This window comes from Bordetella genomosp. 13 (assembly GCF_007679965.1).
GTDB lineage: Bacteria > Pseudomonadota > Gammaproteobacteria > Burkholderiales > Burkholderiaceae_B > Bordetella.
Window position 1 is genome coordinate 272,827 of the sequence record NZ_VEHL01000001.1, and the last position, 17,565, is coordinate 290,391.

Annotated in this window: 9 protein-coding genes and 1 tRNA gene; 6 read left to right on the forward strand and 4 right to left on the reverse strand. The window is 70.1% G+C overall.

Annotation, left to right across the window (positions count from 1 at the left end):
• Positions 1-12 precede the first annotated feature (12 nt).
• Both FS845_RS01280 and FS845_RS01285 read right to left on the reverse strand, forming a co-directional pair.
• Entirely contained in the window at positions 13-789 is a 777-nt protein-coding gene (locus FS845_RS01280; RefSeq protein WP_260986095.1) for an enoyl-CoA hydratase-related protein, read from the reverse strand.
• Positions 786-1,778 carry an NAD(P)H-dependent flavin oxidoreductase gene (locus FS845_RS01285; RefSeq protein ID WP_144630168.1) on the reverse strand — a complete coding sequence of 331 codons (993 nt, stop codon included), beginning with the start codon at positions 1,776-1,778 and terminating at the stop codon, positions 786-788. Before FS845_RS01285 ends, FS845_RS01280 begins: the two co-directional genes overlap by 4 nt.
• A gap of 148 nt (positions 1,779-1,926) precedes the next feature.
• On the opposite strand from FS845_RS01285, the gene FS845_RS01290 reads away from it, so the two are divergent.
• The 4 genes from FS845_RS01290 (at position 1,927) to FS845_RS01305 (ending at position 6,702) form a co-directional block, all read left to right on the forward strand.
• On the forward strand, positions 1,927-2,541 hold the full coding sequence (locus FS845_RS01290) for a TetR/AcrR family transcriptional regulator (RefSeq protein WP_144630170.1): 615 nt from the start codon (positions 1,927-1,929) through the stop codon (positions 2,539-2,541).
• A gap of 44 nt (positions 2,542-2,585) precedes the next feature.
• Complete coding sequence (locus FS845_RS01295; protein WP_144630172.1) at positions 2,586-3,734, forward strand: acyl-CoA dehydrogenase family protein; 1,149 nt, start codon at positions 2,586-2,588, stop codon at positions 3,732-3,734.
• Positions 3,735-3,900: 166 nt separating this feature from the next.
• On the forward strand, positions 3,901-5,127 hold the full coding sequence (locus FS845_RS01300) for a CaiB/BaiF CoA transferase family protein (RefSeq protein ID WP_144630174.1): 1,227 nt from the start codon (positions 3,901-3,903) through the stop codon (positions 5,125-5,127).
• A 51-nt stretch (positions 5,128-5,178) separates the two neighbouring features.
• Positions 5,179-6,702 carry a 3-hydroxyacyl-CoA dehydrogenase gene (locus FS845_RS01305; protein WP_144630176.1) on the forward strand — a complete coding sequence of 508 codons (1,524 nt, stop codon included), beginning with the start codon at positions 5,179-5,181 and terminating at the stop codon, positions 6,700-6,702.
• A gap of 93 nt (positions 6,703-6,795) precedes the next feature.
• On the opposite strand, the gene FS845_RS01310 is transcribed toward FS845_RS01305, so the two are convergent.
• On the reverse strand, positions 6,796-7,719 hold the full coding sequence (locus tag FS845_RS01310; RefSeq protein WP_144630178.1) for a c-type cytochrome: 924 nt from the start codon (positions 7,717-7,719) through the stop codon (positions 6,796-6,798).
• Between the two features lie 208 nt (positions 7,720-7,927).
• On the opposite strand from FS845_RS01310, the gene FS845_RS01315 reads away from it, so the two are divergent.
• Both FS845_RS01315 and FS845_RS01320 read left to right on the forward strand, forming a co-directional pair.
• Positions 7,928-8,002, forward strand: a tRNA-Arg gene (locus FS845_RS01315).
• A 417-nt stretch (positions 8,003-8,419) separates the two neighbouring features.
• Positions 8,420-9,079, forward strand: coding sequence for a ParB/Srx family N-terminal domain-containing protein (locus FS845_RS01320; protein ID WP_186332119.1), 660 nt, complete (start codon positions 8,420-8,422; stop codon positions 9,077-9,079).
• Positions 9,080-9,139: 60 nt separating this feature from the next.
• Here the strand turns inward: FS845_RS01320 and FS845_RS01325 are convergent, their stop codons facing one another.
• On the reverse strand, positions 9,140-17,173 hold the full coding sequence (locus FS845_RS01325) for an autotransporter outer membrane beta-barrel domain-containing protein (protein WP_144630182.1): 8,034 nt from the start codon (positions 17,171-17,173) through the stop codon (positions 9,140-9,142).
• Positions 17,174-17,565: the final 392 nt, after the last annotated feature.

A 17,565-nucleotide genomic window follows, 5' to 3' on the forward strand; every position in this document is an offset into this window, starting at 1 on the left:
CCTTCGGTCGAACTACGATTTCGCGAAGAACCGCGCGAAGGCCTGCTGGGCTTCCGGCGTGCCCAGCCGCTGGCGGAAGGCGTCGGCCTCCACCGACAGCGTATCGTGCAGCGCGGCGCGGTCGGCGCGCCGCATCAGCGCCTTGCTGGTGCGCAGCGCGCCCGCGGGCAAGGCCGCCAGTTGCGCGGCGGTGGCCCGCGCCGCCGCCAATGCGCCGCCCGCGGGCGTCACGCTGGTGACCAGGCCCGCCTCGCAGGCCTCGCGGGCGTCGAAGGCGCGGCCCAGCAGCAGCCATTCGGCCGCCTTGCGCGCGCCCGCCAGCCGCGCCATCAGCAGGCTCGACCCGCCTTCCGGGCACAGGCCAAGCGCCGCGAACGGCATGCGCAAGGTGGCGTTCTCGGCCGCGTGCACGAAATCGCAGTGCTGCAGCAGCGTCACGCCGATGCCGATCGCATAGCCTTCCACCGCCGCGATCACCGGCACGTCCAGGTCGATGAGCGCGCGCAGGAAGGCCAGTCCCGCGCTGTCGCCCGCCGGCCGGTCCGCCTGCGCCTGGAAGTCGCGCAGGTCGTTGCCCGCCGTGAAGTGCGCGCCGGCGCCGGTCAGGATCACGGCCGCCAGGCCGTCGTCGTCGGTGGCCCGCCGCAACTGCGCAGCCAGTTCGGCATAGGCGGCCACGTGCAGGGCGTTGCGGCGTTCCGGGCGGTCGATGGTCAGCGTCAGCACCGCGCCGTCGCGCGTGACGGCGATGCCGGTATCCGGGTCCGGCTCGTGACGCGGCGTGCTCACCGGAAGGCTCCGGCGTCCAGGCGCGCCCGCGCGGCCGTGTATTCGGCATGTAGCCGCGCCACGATCTCGCCGGCCGGCAGCACGCTGTCGATGGCGCCCACGCCCTGGCCCGCGCCCCAGATGTCTTTCCAGGGCTTGGTGCGCGAGGTGCCGAAGTTCGAGGCGCCGGCCTCGGGGGCGGGCAGGGCGGCCGGGTCCAGCCCGGCCGCGACGATGCTGGATTTCAGGTAGTTGCCCGGGATGCCGGTGAAGAAAGGCGTGTACAGGATGTCCGACGCGCCGGCGTCGACGATGGCCTGCTTGTAGCCCTCGGCCGCGTTGGCCTCGGCGCTGGCGATGAAGCGCGTGCCGATGTAGGCGAAGTCCGCGCCCATGGCCTGCGCGGCCAGGACGGCATCGCCCGTGGCGATGGCGCCCGACAGGATCAGCGGGCCGTCGTAGAAGCGGCGCACCTCGGACACCAGCGCCAGCGGGTTCAGCGTGCCCGCATGGCCGCCCGCGCCGGCGCTGACCAGGATCAGGCCATCGACGCCCGCCTCCAGCGCCTTTTCGGCATGGCGCAGGGTGGTCACGTCGTGGAACACCTTGCCGCCCCAGGCATGGATGCCCGCCACCACGTCGCCCGGCGCGCGCAGGCTGGTGATGATGTAGGGCACCTTGTGGCGTTCGCACGATTGCAGGTCGTGCTCCAGCCGGTCGTTCGACGTGTGGATGATCTGGTTCACCGCGTAGGGCGCGACCTTGCGGCGCGGCTCGGCCTCGCGCAGCGACTGCAGGCCCGCGTCGATCTCGTCCAGCCATTCGTCCAGCAGGCTCTGAGGGCGGGCATTCAGGGCGGGAAAGGATCCCAGGACCCCGGCCGCGCATTGCGCCAGCACCAGCTTGGGGTTGGACACGATGAACATGGGCGAGCACACCACGGGCAGCGTCAGCTGGGCGTACAGCTCGGTGACGGCGGCGGGGCGGGCGGATACGGCGGGTGATTGCATGCAAGCTCCTCGACGGGGACGGGGGATTGTCCGAATGCGGCAGGCCGTCCTATAATTATCTACCGGTCGTCCGGTAATTAAATCGCTCCACAAATTTAACGGCAGGCCCCGTCGCCCTGTCAATGCGCGAAACGCGCGATTTCCGTCCATGGCACAACCGTCCAATCCTCCCGCCCGCCGCGGCCGTCCGCCCACGCTGGAAGCCCCGCGCGAACGCATCCTGGCCGCGGCCGCGGGGCTGTTCGCGCAGAGCGGGTACGAGAACAGCTCGATCGCCGACCTGGCGGGCGGACTGGGCGTTTCCAAGGCGGCCATCTACCACTACTACCCCACCAAGCAGGACATCTACGACGCCATCATCCTGGAGACCCTGCAGGGGCTGTCGGCCGCCGTGCGGGCCGCCGTCGCGCAGGCCGAGCCGGGCCTGCCCAGGCTGCGGGCGTTCATGCAGGCCCACGCGGGGTTCTTCGAGCGCCACCATGCCCAATTCGTCACCATGCTGATCGGCTATTCCGGCATGGCGCTGCCCGAGCGCGCCGATGCCGCGCTCCTGCGCGACGGCTACGAGGCCCTGCTGCGCGAGCTGCTGTCGCAAGGCCTGGCGCAAGGCCATTTCCGCGCTGTCGACGTGGCCGCCACGGGCCGCGCGGTGCTGTCCATGCTCAATTGGATGGTGCGCTGGTACAAGCCCGGCCAGGGCGACAGCGCCACGCGCATCGCCGACGGCTATTTCGACCTGATCACGCACGGCCTGCGTCCCTGACGCGGCCTTTTACTCTTCTCTCTCTTTCTACGCCTGGAATCGCGATGGCCCTGGACAACGAAACCCTGACCCTGCTGCTGGACGCGGTGCGCCGCTTCGTCGACGAACGCCTGGTGCCCGCCGAGGACGAGCTGGCGTCCACCGGCGTCATGCCCGAGGACATCGTCCGGGAGATGCGCGAACTGGGTCTGTTCGGCCTGTCCATCTCGCCCGATTTCGGCGGCCTGGGCCTGAACATGGAAGAGGAAGTGCGCGTGGTGTTCGAGCTGGGCCAGACCTCGCCCGCGTTCCGTTCGCTGGCGGGCACCAACATCGGCATCGGCTCGCAGTCCATCGTGATGAGCGGCACCGACGAGCAGCGCAACCACTACCTGCCGCTCTTGGCCAGCGGCGAGCTGATCGGCTCGTTCGCGCTGACCGAGCCCGAGGCCGGCTCGGACGCCATGTCGCTGCGCACCAGCGCCGTGCGCGACGGCGATCACTACGTGTTGAACGGCACCAAGCGCTTCATCACCAATGCGCCCATCGCGGGCCTGTTCTCGGTCATGGCGCGCACGTCGCAGGAACGCGGCGCCGATGCCATCTCGTGCTTCCTGGTCGAGGCCGGCACGCCAGGCCTGACGCTGGGCAAGCCCGACAAGAAGATGGGGCAGGCCGGCGCGCTGACCTGCGACGTGGTGTTCGACGACTGCCGCGTGCCCGCGTCCAGCCTGCTGGGCGGCAAGGAAGGCACGGGTTTCCGTACCGCCATGCGCGTGCTGGACAAGGGCCGCCTGCACATTTCGGCCCTCTGCGTGGGCATCGCCGAACGCCTGGTGCGCGACGCGGCCCGCTATGCGCTGGAGCGCAAGCAGTTCGGCCAGCCCATCGCCGACTTCCAGCTGGTGCAGGCCATGCTGGCCGACAGCCAGACCGAGCTGTATGCCGCGCGCTGCATGGTGCTGGACGCCGCGCGCAAGCGCGACCGCGGCGAGAACACCACGCTGGAAGCCGCCTGCTGCAAGCTCTATGCCAGCGAGATGGTGGGCCGCGTGGCCGACCGCGCGGTGCAGATCCACGGCGGCGCGGGCTACATGGCCGAGTATGCCGTCGAACGCTTCTACCGCGACGTGCGCCTGTTCCGCATCTACGAGGGCACGTCGCAGGTGCAGCAGGTGGTGATCGCGCGCGAGCTGCTGAAGGCGCATCGCTGACGCGGCGCGCCGTATGCGGGCCGTCGTGCGGCGCTCGCGGCCCGTTCCTGTCCTGCCCGTGTCCTGCTTGTGTCCGCGTGGCACAAGAACGTGCGCAAAACGGAATATGCCCCGCGGCGCGCGGGGCTAATATGCCCGATTACCCTTCTTACACATTGCCTGAACCATGTCGCAACGCTCCGCTCCCCTGACCGGCATTCGCGTGCTGGACCTGACCCGCGTGCTCGCCGGACCCTGGTGCACCCAGAACCTGGCGGACCTGGGCGCCGAGGTCACCAAGATCGAGCGGCCCGGCGCGGGCGACGATACGCGCGAGTGGGGCCCTCCGTACCTGAAGGACGAGCACGGCAACAACACCACCGAGGCCGCCTATTACCTCTCGGCCAACCGCAACAAGCTGTCGGTGGCGCTGGACATCGCCACGCCGCGCGGCGCCGAGCTGGTGCGCGAACTGGCGGCGCAGAGCGACGTGCTGGTCGAGAACTTCAAGGTGGGCGGCCTGCGCAAGTACGGCCTGGACTATGACAGCCTGAGCAAGATCAATCCGCGCCTGATCTACTGCTCGATCACCGGCTTCGGCCAGACCGGCCCGTACGCCAGCCGCCCCGGCTACGACTTCATGATCCAGGGCATGGGCGGCCTGATGAGCATCACCGGCGAGCGCGACGACCTGCCCGGCGGCGGCCCGCAGAAGGCCGGCGTGGCCGTGGCAGACCTGATGACCGGCATGTACTCCACCGTGGGCATCCTGGCCGCGCTGCACGAGCGCGCGCGCAGCGGCCTGGGCCAGCACCTGGACATGGCGCTGCTCGATTGCCAGGTGGCCATGATGGCCAACCAGAACCTTAATTTCATGACGTCGGGCAATGCTCCGCGCCGTGCCGGCAACGCGCACCAGAACCTGGTGCCGTACCAGGTGTTCGCCGCGCGCGACGGCCACCTCATCGTGGCCGTCGGCAACGACAGCCAGTTCCGCAACTACTGCCGCGTCATCGGCCTGCCCGAGCTGTCCGCCGATCCGCGCTACGCCACCAACCCGCAGCGCGTGCAGAACCGCGACACGCTGGTGCCGCTGCTGGCCGAGCGCATGGCCACCGGCGAACGCGACCATTGGCTGGCCGAACTGGAAGCCGCCAATGTGCCGGCCGGCCCCATCAACACGCTGGACCAGGTCTACCAGGACCCGCACGTGCTGGCGCGCAACATGCGGCTGGAACTGCCGCATCCCACCGCGGGCAAGGTGCCCATCGCCGCCAGCCCGCTGAAGTTCTCCGGCAGCCCGGTGCAGTATCGCCACGCGCCGCCCTTGCTGGGCCAGCACACGCGGCAGGTGCTGCAAGAGCGCCTCGGCCTGTCCGACGCCGATATCCAGGCGCTGGCGCAAGGCGGCTGAAGCCGCCGCGCCCGCGGCCATCCAACCATTGAGAAGACGAGGAGCCATACGATGAAGGACATGCATACGATCGGCGTCGTGGGCGCCGGCGCCATGGGGCGCGGCATCGCCCAGATCGCCGCGCAGGCGGGCGTGACGGTGCGGCTGTACGACACCAGTGCCGACGCCATCGCGGCCGCGCGCGAGTCCCTGCGCCAGACCTGGGACAAGCTGACGCAGAAGGGCAAGCTCAGCGAGGCGCATGCCCAGGCCGCGCTCGAGCGCGTCGTGGCGGCCCCGGGCCTGGAAGCCATGGCTGATTGCCAGTTGGTGATCGAGGCCATCGTCGAGCGCCTGGACGTCAAGCGCGAGCTGTTCGCCAAGCTCGAAGGCATCGTCGCTGCCGACTGCATCCTGGCATCCAACACCTCGTCGCTGTCCATCACCGCCATCGCCGCCGCGTGCAAGCAGCCGCAGCGCGTGGCGGGCTTCCACTTCTTCAACCCCGTGCCGCTGATGAAGGTGGTCGAGGTGATCGACGGCCTGCGCACCGATCCGGCCGCCGGCGACGCGCTGGCCGAACTGGCGCGCCGCATGGGCCACACGCCCGTGCGCGCCAAGGACATGCCCGGCTTCATCGTCAACCATGCCGGCCGCGGCATGAACATCGACGGCCTGCGCACCGCGCAGGAAGGCGTGGCCACATTCAGCCAGATCGACGCCATCATGCGCGAGCAGGCGGGTTTCCGCATGGGCCCGTTCGAGCTGCTGGACCTGACCGCGCTGGACGTGTCGCATCCGGTGATGGAATCCATCTATCGCCAGTTCTTCGACGAGCCGCGCTTCCGTCCTTCGCCCATCACCACGGTGCGCCTGGCCGGCGGCCTGGTGGGACGCAAGGCGGGCGAGGGCTTCTATGTCTACAAGGACGGCCAGAAGCAGGTGCCCGCCGAGCCGACCGTGCCGGCGGCCAAGGCCGGCCTGAAGGCCTGGATCAGCCCCCGGCACGCCGACGGCCATGCGCGAGCGGCCGAGCTGCTGCGCAAGCTGGGCGTCGAGCCCGTGGCCGCGGCCAAGCCGCCGGCCGACGCGCTGATCATCGTCACGCCGTTCGGCGAAGACGTCTCCACCAGCGTGACCGAGCAGGGCCTGGATGCCGCGCGCACGGTGGGCCTGGACACGCTGCACGCCTTCGAGCCCACGCGCCGCCGCACGCTGATGGTGTCGCCGGCCACGGCGCCCGAGTGGCGCGACGCGGCGCACGCGCTGTGCGCGTCCGATGGGGCGCCGGTCAGCGTGGTGCAGGATTCCGCCGGCTTCGTCGCGCAGCGCATCGTGGCCAGCATCGTCAACGTCGCGTGCGACATCGCGCAGCAGGGTATCGCCACGCCGGAAGACATCGACCTGGCGGTGACCCTGGGCCTGGGCTATCCGGCCGGCCCGCTGACGCTGGGCGACGAGCTGGGCAGCGCGCGCATCCTGGAGATCCTGCGCAACATGCAGCGCGTCACCGGCGACATGCGCTACCGCCCCAGCCTGTGGCTGCAGCGGCGCGTGCAGCTGGGCCTGTCGCTGCGGGACGCGGCGCGGGCGTAGGCAAGGCGCTGCGCGGCAATGCGAACAGCCGGCCATGGGCCGGCTGTTCTGCTTTTTGCGTCAGAGGTGAAGTGGAGCCCCGCGCAGCCTGGCCTACTTGGCCGCGTTGTACATGTACTCGACGGCCGCGCGGAAGTCGGCGTCCGAGGCGTTCATGGCGCCGCCCTTGGGCGGCATCGCGCCCTTGCCTTGCGTGGCGACCTTCACCATGGTGTCCAGGCCGGTGGCCACATAGGGCGCCCAGGCGGCCTTGTCGCCCAGCTTGGGGGCGCCGGCGGCACCCGTGCCGTGACAGGCGAAACAGGTGGTTTTGTAGAGCTTCTCGCCGGCCGGGTTGACGGCGGCTTGCTGCTGGCCGGCGGCGGGGGCTTGCGCCTGTTGCTGCGGGGCAGGGGCCTGGGCCTGCTGCGGCGCGGCGGCTGCGGCAGGCGCTGCGGCAGGCGCTGCGGCTGCAGGCGCTTCAGCCGCAGCCGGCGCTTCAGCCGTCTTCTCTTCCTTCTTCTCCGGTTCCTTCGGCTCGGGGAAATCGCCGCCCGACTTGTTCGCCATGTAGGTCACGGCGCGCGCGATCTCGAAGTCGTCCAGGCCGGGATTGCCGCCCTTGGCCGGCATCGCGCCCTTGCCGTGGATGGCGACCTTCAGCATCTCGTCGAAGCCCGTCTTGATGAACGGCGCCCACGCGGCCTTGTCGCCCAGCTTCGGCGCGCCGGCAGCGCCCGACGTGTGGCAGGCGGTACAGGTGGATTGGAAGACTTGCTCGCCCGTCTTGAAGACCTTGGGCGCGTTGGCATCGACCAGCTCGAAGCCGGCGACCGGCATGATGCGCTTCTCGATGGCCTTGGGAGTCATCGTGTCGGAACCCGCACCCACCTTGTCGGCGGAGGTGACGTAGTTCACCAACAGAAGAATGACTGCAATGGGGACGATGAAAGACAGGATGATCGTGACCGCCAACTGCTTGGGCGTTTTGATCAGGGATGCGTGTTCTTGATGTTCTGCCTGTTGCTCGTTGCTCATAGCCTTTCCTGCGTAACGGTACTAGGGCGCCTTTGCGGCGGCAACTTTTACTCTTGTACGTCGGGCAGGCTAACACCCAGGACTGCAGTGGCCTCCCTCCACTTCCTCCTCAAGCGTTCGATTATATACAGCATGAGGGCCTCGCCAAGGCCGCGCGGCGAGGGCTGCCGGGCTGGCGCCAAAAGTCCGGTACAATAGCGGCCGCGCTGTGCCCGTAGTTCAATGGATAGAATGAGAGTTTCCGAAGCTCTTGATACAGGTTCGATTCCTGTCGGGCGCGCCAAAATACCAAGGACCTGCGTTTTCGTGTGCCCGCTTTGTGCCCAAAGCGCGCCTATCATCGAAAGTTCCTGAGGTCACTGCCCTAGCCCGCCTCACGATGGCGGACATTCGCGGCAGCCATCTTTTCCGTCTCCAACTGGTTGGTCTCGCCGTCGATCCACTCCGCGTGGACGCGGAGGGACACGTGCGCGTTGCGCCCATCCGGCTCGAGTCGACGTCATGCCAGTTCGCGATTCACACGGGTTTGCTCGCGAGCAAAGCCGCGGGCGCCTGCCTCGCGGCACCGCTTTCCGAGGCTCGGGCCAGAGAAGCACCCAACGCGCGGCAAAGGACACTCCAGGGCAATGGCACGGCGCCGGGCCCGGCATTTGCTACGGCCTACATCGGGTGCCTGCGGCGCCATTTGACGGAGATGCTCATGGAACGGAGATCACGCGTGGCGGGGGGCGGTCCATCGCGATCGTGGGCGCAATGGACCGACCTCAGGCCGACGCAGGGCGCGATCGGCTACATCCAGGTCCAGGGCAAGACTGCGAGCTATCTCGCCCTGGAACCCGAGAGAAGGCGTGCTTTCGTCGAAGAGCAGGCGATTAAGGTGGTGTCCGGCCCGTCGGGATTGCTGCATATCATCGATCACCACCACTGGGCGCGTACCTGGTTCGACCTGGGGCTGCCCGAGGCGCCGATAAGTCGGGTGAAAGACTTCAGCGGCCTGGACGAAGCGTCGTTCCTGCGCGAAATGGCCGAGCGCAGCTGGTGGCATCCCGTCGACCCCGACGGCCATGAATACCCCGTATCACAGCTTCCCAAGTCGATCGCGACGATGCCGGACGACGTCTATCTGAGCGTCGCGGCCTTTCTCCGTATGGCGGGCATCTATGACAATCCTGGCGAGTTCAGCGCAAAATTTGCCTGGGCCGCCTTCATGAGACAGCGGGTGGCCAAGCGGCCGTCGACCGTGGACGGATTCGCGCGCATGCTTGCCGAAGCCTTCGGAATGGCGCGCTTGCCCGAGGCGAAGGCCTTGCCGGGGTACAAGGACGAAGGCGGAAGCGGTACCGCCGTCGCCAGGCAGTGATCGCCGCCGACGTTGGCCGGTAAGGCGCTGGGGGCCGGCGCCCCCCGGCACCACCGACCCTCAGTACCGGTACATCACCTTCAGCATGCCAGACTGGCTGGTGCCGTGCGAGGCGGCCTCTGCGTCGTACTGCAGCCGGAAATCCAGCCCATTCGCATTGGTGACCTCGATGCCGACGCCGAAGCGGCCCACCACGCTGTCCGTGGGCAATTCGGTATGCAAGGCCCCCGTACCGTCGGGCGCGCCCGACAGGCGGGCCTTGGCCTTCCACGAGTCCCGGTTCAGTAGCGAGGCCCCGGCATACGCGAAGGGCCTCAGCACGGCACCCTTCTTCAAGTCCACGCGGCCGCCGATCTCCAGCATCGGCGAAATGCCCAGCACGAACTGGTCGCTGCCGTCCACCTTCAGCGCCAGCGCATCGCCGGATTCGGTGTAGCCGGGCATGCGCGTGTACATCGCATCCAGGTCGAGGTAGGGCTTCAGGTACAGGCGATCCGAAACCTGGAAATTGCGGGCCGCCCGCAACCGCGCGCCGAAGGTATATACGTCGGGGCTGCTGCTGGCGCCGGGCTCGTAGCCCGAGATGCCCAGGTTGCGGTCCATGGAATACGAGCCGTAGCCGCCGCCCAGCGCGCCGGCAAAGACCCACGGCCCTTCCTGGCGCTTGAGCACCACGCCCGCGTAGCCCGCGTCGCCCTTGCCGTTGGATCGATGATCATCGGCTCGCAGGCGATTGTTCTGGTAGGCGGCGGAGGCTCCGACGAACCAGCCTGGGGAGACCTCGCGCTGCCCGCCGACCTGGTACGTCGTGCTGTCGTAGGTGAAGCCGGAGAATCCCTGCCGCGCGTCCTGATCGGTGCTGCGCGAGGACACCTGGCCCCAGATGCAGTCCTGTTCCTTGCCGTCCAGCGTGGCCGCGTCCAGCAGCGGGCATGACATCATGGCGCTGGTGAAGCGCGCCATTCCCGCGGTGGCCTGGGCGGCCGGGGCCAGCGTCGCGCCGGGCGACAGGTCGGACAATCGCGCGCGGTACTGCGCCGCGCCGCCGCGCGCGGCGGTGTCGAGCACGGAATAGAGCGGCGCCAGCCTGTCGTTCGCACCGGCGTCCCAGATGCGCTGCAGATGATCCGCCACCCGGCTCTGGTTGCGCGCCAGCCCCAGGCCGGCCGCATTGAAGTCCGCGCCCTTGACGCTGTATTGGTAATCGCGCCCCGCCTGGCGTATGTCGAAATCGAAGATGGGCGAGTCGTACGCCTGCAGCCTGCCCGTGTTCGTGCCCTGCACGGTCAACACAGTCGCTTCGCGGTTCGGCAGCAGGCTGGCGGAGCTTGCGTCCACGAGGCCATCCAATCGCGCGTCGCCCTGCACGACCATCCTCGACGCCTGCCGGTTCGCGAAATCGACGTACGCGTGCAGCTGGCCCGCAGTCAGCTGCGTGTAGTTGCCCGCCACGGTCAGCGTGTCGAAGCGTGCGCGCCGACCGATGTCCACCCGCCCGCCATTCACGACGTCGGCCTGGTAGAGGGTGGCATCGGCCAGCGTCCCCGTCTGCGCATTGTTGATCACATTGCTGGCGCAGGCGCCGCCGCCGCACACGACGTCGCCTTTCAGCGTGCCCGCATTGTCGATGGTGATCCGGTCGTTGCCGTCGTATCGCAACGCCGTGCCGGATGCGGCCGACACCGTGCCGGTCTGCGCGATGGTCAGCTTGCTGTCGTGGCCATCGGCGATCCAGACGCCGGCGCCCGATCCGGTGCCGCCCGTCGCCTGGCCGCTCACGTCCACGGCGACCGTCCCCTTGGCGCCCCAGGCATCACTCTGCGCGAAGATGGCCGAGCTGTCCGCGCCGGACGCCTGGACCCGCCCGGCAATGCTCACCTTGACGTTGCCTGCCGAGGCCGAACCCTGGTTGGCCGTCGTGCCCGCGAAGCCGCCCTGCGCGGCGCCGCCCAGGCCGCCGCCCCCGCCGATGGATTGCGCCACCACGCCGTGGGCGTTGGCCCCCTGCGCCGTGGCGGTGCCCTGCACGGTCACGTCGACGGTGCCGCCGTTGCCGGCGCCGTCCGCGACCGCGTGGCGCCAGCTGGCGTCGTCCATGCGGAACGATTGCCCGATGTCGCCCAGGATGCCGCCGCCGCCGCCGATCGATTGCGCCACGATCGCATGGGAGCCCAGGCCCGTGGTCGCCACCGTGCCGCTGGACGCGTTCACGCTCACGGCGCCGCCGCGTCCGCTGCCCGCCGTGGTGCTTCCCAGCGTGGCGGATCGCAGCATGCCGGCGTCCGCGGCCAGCGCGATGCCGCCGCCGCCGCCGATGGACTGCGCGACGATGCCCATGGAGCGGTCGCCGTAGGTCTGGATGACACCCCCTGCGTCATACGTGACCGCGCCGCCATCGCCGGACGCGTATTGCGCGCCGCCCAGCGCGACGGCGTACTGTCCCGTGGCGGCTTCGGCCGACGGTGCGCCCAGCGTCGCCAGGCCGCCACCGCCGCCGATGGATTGCAGGATGACGCCGCTTGCATTCGCGCCCTGCGTCGTCACCGGCACCCAACTGGCCTGCGTGAGCTTGACGGCACCGCCGGCGCCGGTGGCGTCCGATCCGCCCACCGCCAGCGAGCCGCTGCCCCCGGCCAGCGAGGACTCCAGCACGCCGCCGCCGCCGCCCACCGATTGCAGCACGACGGCATGCGCGCCGTAGCCCGAGGTGTCGGACCGATTGCTGGCGCCGTCTCCGTCGAAGAACGCGGCCAGCGAACCGCCCTGGCCGCTGCTGCCGCCCGTGCCCCCCACGCTCAAGGTCGCCGTCGCCGCGCCGGCATCCTGCGCGGGCGTGAAGGCCGCCGCGGTGCCGCCGCCGCCGCCGACGGACTGCAGCAGTACGGCATTGGCGAAGCTGCCGGAGGTCTTGATGTGCGACGCATAGCGCGCGGGTCCGTCGGCCGAACCGATGGTGCCGCCGTCGCCCGCCGCGCCGACGCCGCCCGCGGCGGCGTTCAAGGTGTAGGCCGCGTCCGCGCTTATCATTGCCGCGCCCATGCCGCCGCCGCCGCCCACCGACTGCGCCACCAGGCCGTCGGAATAGGCGCCGGCCGTCGTCACCGTGCCCAGGGCCGTGACGTCGACGGTTCCGCCGTTGCTGGCCGCCGGCGCGCTGCCGCCGACCTTCACGCCGTAGGCGCCGCCGGCCTGTGCGGATGCGATGCCGGCGTAGCCCACGCCGCCGCCGCCGCCCACCGACTGGGCCAGGACCCCGTAGGCGTGCAGGCCGCTGGTGCCGATGTCGGCGGATTGCGTCATCGACACCGTGTTGCCGGCGCCGCTGCCCAGGCTGGACGTTCCGCCGACATTGACCGTTGCCTGGGTCGTCTCGACCCCCTTGCGGAACAGGGCGCCGTTGACGCCGCCGCCGCCGCCGATGGACTGCGAGATCCAGCCCGCGGACAGGGCGCCCGCCGTGGTGATGGCGCCCGTCGCCGAGGACGAAACCGTGCCCGCGCTGCCGCCCGCCGCATCGCCGAAGAAGCCCAGCGACACATTCATGGTGAGGTCGCTGAACGAGACGAGCGATTCGTCGCTGGCCGAGGTCGCGACCCCGCCGCCGCCGCCGATCGACTGCGCCAGCACGCCCGTGGCCAGGCCGCCGGCCGTGTCGATGTCGTAGGCGCCGCCCAGGGTGACATTGCCTCCCGCGCCGCCGTCGCCGCCCTGGCCGCCGGAATTCAGGCTCAGGGTCACGCTGGGCGCGATCTTGCCCTCGCTTTCCTGGCCGCCGCTGGCGATGCCGCCCCCGCCGCCGATGGACTGGACGTGGACGCCCATGGCCCTGTCGCCCGCCGTGCTGACTTGCGTCACCGAGCAGGCGCCATCGGCGCACAGGTTCACGGCGCCGCCGTTGCCGCCCGCGCCTCCTGCGCCGCCGATCAACACGTCGATGTCCGCGCTCAGGTTCTTGGTGGCGCCGCCTTCATTGCGGGAGACGCCGCCCAGGCCGCCGCCGCCGCCGATCGACTGCAGCACGATGCCGGTCGACTCCGAACCCAGGGTCTGGATCGCGTTGGCGCCCAGGCTGGTGAAGGTGACGGTGCCGCCGTTGCTGGCCGCGCCGCCGCTGCCGCCGACGTCGCCCCCGATCGTGATCTTGGCGTTGTTCGAGACGTCGCTCACGCCGCCCTGGCCGCCGCCTCCTCCTACCGACTGCGCCAGTACACCCATGGCCGAATCGCCCTCGGTCCGGATCCACGATCGGTCGCCCAGCGTGACGTTGACGCGACCGCCTTCGCCGGCGACGCCGCCGCGGCCGCCGATGGCCAGCGTGCCCGCGATGCCGGTGTTCGTGGTTTCCGCGGAGCTTGCGCCGCCCGTGCCGCCGCCGCCGCCGATGGACTGGACGACGATGCCGTCGGCGAAGTCGCCGGTGGTCCAGATGCTGCCCGTGTGATCGACGGTCGCGGTGCCCGCGTCGCCGCCCACGCCGCCGCTGCCGCCCACCTGGACATTCAACTCGCCGCTCTCGATCTTCTGCTTGAACTGTTCGCCGCGGTCCTTGAAGAACTTCACCGCATTGGACACGTTGTCGAGGAAATCGCCGTCGTCCGCGCCCATCGAGCCGCCGACCCCGCCGCCGCCGCCGATGGACTGGGCCAGGATGCCGTCGCTGTCCCGTCCGGCAGTCCTGATCGCGCTCGCGCTGTCGATGGTCGCGTCGCCGCCTTTGCCACCGCTGCCGCCGGTCATGCCCACGGCCACTTCCAGGCTGGCGCTGGGCAATTCCGTTTCGCTGATCTGGCCGCCGATCCCCAGATAGGCCGACGTGCCTTGCGCGGTGCCGCCACCGCCGCCGATGGACTGCGCCACGATGCCGCGCGCGCCCGAGCCGGTGGTGGAGATGCTGGCGTCGCGATAGGCGTTGGCCAGCACGGTCCCGCCGTCACCCCCCTTGCCGCCCTTGCCGCCCACGCCCACCTTCGCCGTCAGGTTCAGGTTCTTGCCCACCGCGAATGCGTAGACATCGGCCGAGCCGCCGTCGCCGCCACCGCCGCCGACCGATTGGGCCAGGATGCCGTTGCCGTAGTCGCCGGCCGTCGCGATCGTCATCATGATGGCGTCCGCCGCGTCCTGCCGGCCCAGGTTCACCGTCACGTCGCCCCCGTGTCCGCCCGCGCATTGGTCGCCGTTGCAGCTGCCGCCCGCGGCGGCTTCGGCCTGCAGGTTCACCGCGGGTTCGCCGGCGCTGATTGCCAGCGAATAGATCGATGCCGAGCCGCCATCGCCGCCGCCGCCGCCGATCGATTGGGCGTAGATCCCGTTGGACGATTGGCCATACGTCTTCAGGACGCTGTTCGTCGCGTTGATGCCGACGTTGCCGCCGTCGCCGCCGCCGCTGCCCTTGCCGCCCATGGCCACGCCCACCTTGACGGACACTTCCGCGCCTTCCAGCGGCAAGGCCACGATCGCGCTCTGGTCCCGCACGTTGCCGCCGGTACCGCCCCCGCCCCCGATGGATTGGGCGAACAGGGCCGATGCGTCGCCCGTCGGCGACGACTCTGAGCCTGTGATCACTGTCGACCAGTCCAGGTTCAGCAGGACGCCCTGGCCATTGCCGCCGCCGCTGCCGTTGCCGCCCACGTTCGCCGTGATCTGCGCGCCGACGGAGATGGCATCGGCCTCGACGCCGCCGCCCGAGCCGCCCCCGCCGCCGATCGACTGCAGCATGATGCCCCGCGCGGCGCTGCCGTTGGTCGCGACGTTCAGGTTCTGCCAGGAAAAGTCGACCTCGCCGCCATTGCCGCCCGCCGCGCCGTTGCCGCCCACCGACATCGTCAGGGCGTTGATGCCGCCGCTGGCCACCGCGCCGCCCGACCCGCCGCCACCGCCTATCGATTGCGCCAGGATGCCGTGCGCATTGATGCCCGCCGTCGTGATGCTCGCTGCGTCTGTGCCCTCGAACTTGACGAGGCCGCCATCGCCGGCGGCGTTGCCGCTGCCGCCGATGCCGAAGCCGGTCACGACGTCGACGTCCAGCACGCTGCCGCCGTTGCCGCCTCCGCCGCCCAGGCTCTGCGCCTGGACGCCGTACGCGTAGTCGCCGGACGTACGTATCGTGCCCAGGGCGGACACGGTGACCGAGCCCCCCGATCCTCCCGTCTCCCCTTGGCCGCCGACCGCGAAGATGCCGACCGCGCCGCCCGCGTTGCCGCCCCCGCCGCCGATGGACTGGGCGTTGATCCCGACGGCCGCGTCACCCTTCGTGATGATAGTGCCCAGGTTCGCGACCGTGACGGTGCCGCCGTTGTTGACCACCGATTGGGTGGGCTTGCCCCCCACGGCGATCGCCCCGCCCGCGCCGCCTGCATTGCCGCCGCCGCCGCCCACCGACATGGCCACGATGCCGCTGGCGCCGTAGCCGTCGGTCTGGATGGTCCCGCCGTGTTCGACCGAGACGTTGCCCGTCGAGCCCGCCGCGCCGCCGTCACCGCCCACCTGAACGCCCAGGCCCGCCGCCACGCCGCCCGCGCCGCCGCCGCCGGAGATGGATTGCGCGTCGATGCCGATCGCGTAGTCGCCATAGGTCCGGATCAATCCGTACGCATCGACGTCGACGTCGGATGCGTTCCCGCCGCGGCCGCCATTGCCGCCGCCGCCGCCCAGAATGTCGTAGAAATCGCCCGCCGACCCGCCGCCGCCGCCGAGCGACCAGGCGCTGATCGCCGATGAGTAGGCGCCGTACGTGATCAAGTTCGCGCTGGCCACGCTGGATACCGAAACCTTGCCGGCATCGCCGCCATAGCCGCCGCCGCCGGCCTGGCCCACGATCCCGCCGCTGCTGCCGCCATCGCCGCCGTAGCCGCCCTTGGAGCCCGCCTGCACGCCGTACATGTACTGGCCGGTCGTGCTGATGATGTAGGGGCTGCTGTTGCCGTTGGCCTCCAGCTGCACCTGCGCCTGGCCGGCCGTGCCGCCCTTGCCGCCCACGTTGCCGGCGGGGCCCTTGCCGCCGTCGCCGCCCACCGTGACCGCGTAGATCGCCGCGCCGCGGGCCTGCGGCACGTCGATCTGGATGGCGCTGCTGACTTCGACGCTGGCGAAGCCGGCCCCGCCGCCCGTGCCCCCGGCATCGGAATCGTCCTTGGATTCGAAGCCTGTGGCGCCGCTCGATCTCATCCGGATGCCATAGACCAGTGCGCCGGCCCCGTCGGTCGCGCTGCCCTGCACCTGCAGCAGGCCGCCGTGATGGTTCGCGGATACGTTGCCGCCGCTGCCGGCGTTGCCGTTGTACTGGCCGCCGGCGCCGCCGTGGGATTCCCCTCGCAGCACGGACACCATGCTGTTGCCGCCGATCTGCAGCGCGCCGGCGGGCATGTCGCCCAGCGCGTCGCCGCGCAGGACATAGGTCGCGGCGCTGTCGATGCTGACGATGCCGCCGTTCCCGCCGTCGCCGCCGACCTGGTCGCCGAAGACGGACGAATTCTGGTGGCCGCCGGTGCCGCCCCCGCTGTGTGCGTACAGGGCCGAGGTGTCTTGCGTCAGTTGCCCGGCGACCCGGTAGAGGCCGCTGCCGCTCATCTCGTAGACGACCGCGCCGCCGTCGCCGCCGCGGCCGCCGTTCGAGTTGTTGTTGTCATTGTCGGTCGAGCCGTTGCCGCCCAGGCTCTGGCCGAACAGGACGGCCGCCGTCTGGTGGCCGCTGCCCAGGACCAGGTCGACCTGGCCGCTGCCGTTGATGGACACCGCGCCGCCGGCGCCGGCATTGCCTTCGTCCTTGCCGTTGCCGCCTATGGTGCGCAGGTACAGCGCGCCTTGCCAGGCGGTGATGGTGCCGCCGCCGTGCGCGGGATCCAGGTTCACCTTCTTGCCGTTGTCGTTCAACGTCATGCCGGGGCCGTTGGCCCCGGTCTTGTTGCCTTCGGGCTGCTGGTAGTTCAGGCCCTGCGCGGAGGTGTAGACGGCATTGCTGAGCTCCACGTCGCAATTGTTGCCGGAACCGTCGCAGGCGTAGGCGCCCGTGCTTGCGGCCAGTGCCGAGATCGCGCTGGCGATGACGGTCTTGCGCATGGGCTTGCGCAGTGTGTGGGAGGCTGCATGCTTTTTCATCTTCGATCCTGTTTGCGCTGTCATGCCGCCGTGGCGGCCTGAGCGCCATGGCGTCTCGCGCGGCATGGGCGCAGGCCGTGGCGGGCCCGGCTGTCGTGGGCAAAAGCGCAAGATAAGCACCAAAGGTCTCCTGCATCCGAACTTTTCGACGAATCGCGTTTTTTCGTCGACCAATCGGGCTGTGCGGTGCGCATTTACAACTGTCGCAGCGTGGTTCGTTCATCCTCCATTTCCGTTTACGCCACGGTCCGTTGATCCCTATGGACGAGCGCCACGCCCGACGCTCGTGCGTATGGATCATCCGAATCCTCAAATACCGGTCGCCGCCCGATCCGGCATCGGCTGCCGCTCCTAGGACGCAAGCTCGATGGCGGATGCAGTGCCTATGGAGA